Consider the following 3457-nt stretch of genomic DNA (forward strand, 5'->3'; position numbering starts at 1 on the left):
ATGCGTGAGCAGTTGCTAAAGGAACTGGACATTCTTAATCAGAAATAATTGAGACGGAAAGAGGGAATTTAACGTATGTCTTTACATGAAGAAAATGCTGTTTTAGCTGCCGAGCCTACCAGTACCACTTTCCTGCTAGACGAAATTATGTCTCAGACCCGCATGATGCCGGGTAATGATGGCTATGATGTCGCCAAACAGGGCGTTGCCGCGTTTATTAGCAGCATTCTGGACACCGGTACCAATGAAGAGCCGATCAACAAGCTGCTGGTCGACAGAATGATCATTGAGCTGGATAAAAAGCTCAGTGCCCAGATGGACGAAATTCTGCATGCCAAAGAATTCCGCGAAATCGAATCCTCCTGGCGTTCACTGAAACTGCTGGTGGATCGCACCGATTTCCGTGAAAACATCAAAATCAACATCATGCACGCGACGAAAGAAGAGTTGCTGGAAGATTTTGAGTTCTCGCCGGAGATTATCCAGTCTGGTTTCTACAAACACGTGTACTCATCCGGTTACGGCCAGTTTGGTGGCGAGCCTACCGCAGCCATCATCGGTAACTATGCGTTCAGCAACAGCACGCCGGATATGAAGCTGCTGCAATACGTCAGCGCCGTTGGGGCCATGGCACATGCGCCGTTCCTTTCCAGCGTTGCGCCGGACTTCTTTGGTATCAACAGCTTTACCGAGTTGCCTGCCATCAAAGACATGAAGTCGGTGTTCGAAGGGCCAGCACACACCAAATGGCGTGCGCTGCGCGAGTCGGAAGACTCCCGCTATCTGGGTCTGACCACTCCACGTTTCCTGCTGCGTTTGCCGTATTCCACCGTTGAAAATCCGATCAAGAATTTCAACTACTACGAAGACGTCAGCAAAAATCACGAACACTTCCTGTGGGGCAACACCGCATTCCTGTTGGCAGCCTGCCTGACAGACAGCTTCGCCAAGTACCGCTGGTGCCCAAACATCATCGGGCCACAAAGCGGTGGTGCGGTGCATAACCTGCCGGTTCACCTCTATGAGGCAATGGGCCAGGTACAGGCGAAGATCCCGACCGAAGTGCTGATCACCGATCGTCGTGAATTTGAGCTGGCGGAAGAGGGCTTTATTACCCTGACCATGCGCAAAGGAACCGACAACGCCGCCTTCTTCTCGGCCAACTCGGTACAAAAGCCGAAGGTATTCCCGAATACCCATGAAGGGCGGATGGCGGAAACCAACTACAAGTTGGGTACCCAACTGCCGTACATGTTCATCATCAACCGTCTGGCTCACTATATCAAAGTGCTGCAGCGTGAGCAGATTGGTTCCTGGAAAGAACGTCAGGATCTGGAGCGTGAGCTGAACATCTGGCTCAAGCAATACATTGCCGATCAGGAAAACCCACCGACCGATGTCCGCAGCCGCCGCCCTCTGCGCTCTGCTCAGATCCAGGTTCTGGATGTCGAAGGGGATCCGGGCTGGTACCAGGTAGCGATGCAGGTGCGTCCACACTTCAAATACATGGGAGCCAGTTTCGAGCTCTCGCTGGTTGGTCGTTTGGATAAGGAATAACAGGCAATGGCTGCGCTTCTTAATTGGGAGCGAGGAAGTTCTGCCAGCTTGTTTGAGCGTATCCAGGGGAAGGGCTTTGGCCCTTCCTCGCATAGCCGTGTTCAAGAGCTATTAATCTCAATCAAGCAGCATTTGAACGAAGTCCTCAATTCGCGCCCCGGAGCCTGCCAAAGTGCCGCAGGCCTGGGGGTTATTGATCTTAATGATGCTACGGCAACCACGTCTGATTTCCGTAAGAGTATTGAGCAGGCCATCAAGGAGTGTATTGAGCGCTACGAGCCAAGAATTTCTGCGGTTGCCGTTCAATCCCTGGTGGATCAGGGGGACCCACTGTTATTGAGTTTCCATATCAGTGCTCACGTTGATTTCGACAATATCGGCGATGTGGTTGAGTTCAATATTCAACTGGACAGCAACCGCCGTTACTGCCTTAACCAGGAAGCATAATGTCGTTCGAAAAGTACTTCAGGGATGAGCTGGATTACCTCCGGCAATTAGGGCGGGATGCCGCAATCGAACGGCCGCATCTTGCCGCCTTTTTATCCGAACAGGGTTCCGATCCGGACGTTGAGCGCCTGTTGGAAGGCTTCGCTTTTCTGACCGGCAACCTGCGCGAAAAGATCGACGACCAGTTCCCAGAGTTGACACACGGCCTGCTGAATATGCTGTGGCCGAATTATTTGCGGCCAGTGCCCAGCATGACGATCGTCGAATACACGCCAAACAGCAGTGCGCTCACTGAAGCGACGTTGATCGAGCGTGGTAGCCAGATCGAGAGCGTCCCGATTGTGCAACGGGCGGAACGGGGCTCGTTGCAAAACGACAGCGAAACACACGGACCCCATTGCAGCTTCACACTGTGCCGGGATGTCTGGCTGTTCCCGATGGGCATCCAGGATATCGCCGTCAACAACAGCAACGAACAGGGGATTTTGAGCATTCACTTCGGCGCCAAGGCGGAGTTGAACGTGCAGGAAATGCGGCTCGATAAACTGCGTTTCTATCTGGGAGAGGACGGTTACACCAGCAGCCAGCTCTATTTCTGGATCAGCCACTATTTCGAACGGGCCGACCTGGTGGTCAACGGCATCACCATTCCGATGCCAGACTTCGACTTCAACCCGGTGGGCTTTGAGCGTGAAGATGCGTTGCTGCCTTATCCGAAAAATGCCTATGTCGGCTATCGCATCCTGCAGGAGTATTTCTGCTTCCCGGAAGGCTTCCTGTTCTTTGACGTGGCTGGGGTGGTGGATTTCCCCGCGCATCTGAAAGCCAGCGAATTCACCCTCAATCTGCATTTCTCCCAGCCGTTGCCTCCTGAGGTCAAGATACGGCCAACCACTCTGCGCCTGAACTGCACCCCTGCGGTGAACCTGTTCAAACGCGACAGCGAGGCGATCGCGCTGGATGGCACCCAAACCGAATATCCGCTGTGTGCCAGTTACCATCATCCTGAGCGCTATGAGATTTTCTCGGTCGATCGCGTGGACAGCTGGTTAAGCAAAGATCCCAAGGGCAGCGGGCGGGGGCAGGCAAGAAGTTATCCGGCGTTTGAAAGCTTCCATCATCAGGTGGAGCCTGCGCAGGAGCGCAACATGCTCTATTACCGCCTGCGGGTGAAAAACTCGCTGTTCCGTAAGGGTTTTGAGCATTACATCTCCTTTGTGCGCAGCGATGAATCGACGGTGGCACTGGCGCAAGAAAACGTGTCGGTCAGCATGACCTGTACCAACCGCGAATTACCGCTGGCGCTGCGCGTGGGTGATATCTGCCAACGGACGGAAGCAGGCCCTTCATTCGCCACCTTCCGCAATATTACCCGGCCTTCGGTACCGCTGTATCCGGTGTTGGATGGCAGCTTGCAATGGTCTTTGTTGTCCAATATGTCATTGAACTACAT

At 53.5% G+C, this 3457-nt stretch carries 3 protein-coding genes; all 3 read left to right on the forward strand.

Going from position 1 to position 3457, the window contains the following annotated elements:
• Positions 1–75: 75 nt before the first annotated feature.
• The gene (tssC, locus tag ACLQ7H_RS21100) at positions 76–1557 is read left to right on the forward strand and encodes a type VI secretion system contractile sheath large subunit (protein WP_411754350.1); all 1482 of its coding nucleotides are present in this window, start codon (positions 76–78) and stop codon (positions 1555–1557) included.
• 6 nt (positions 1558–1563) lie between these two features.
• Positions 1564–2004: a type VI secretion system baseplate subunit TssE gene (gene tssE / locus ACLQ7H_RS21105; protein WP_411754351.1), complete on the forward strand. Its 441-nt coding sequence runs from the start codon at positions 1564–1566 to the stop codon at positions 2002–2004.
• On the forward strand, positions 2004–3457 hold a 1454-nt coding region (gene tssF / locus ACLQ7H_RS21110; protein ID WP_411754352.1), incomplete at its 3' end, for a type VI secretion system baseplate subunit TssF. The genes tssE and tssF, both read left to right, overlap by 1 nt.

Source organism: Serratia sp. (in: enterobacteria) (assembly GCF_046715635.1).
Lineage (GTDB): Bacteria > Pseudomonadota > Gammaproteobacteria > Enterobacterales > Enterobacteriaceae > Chania.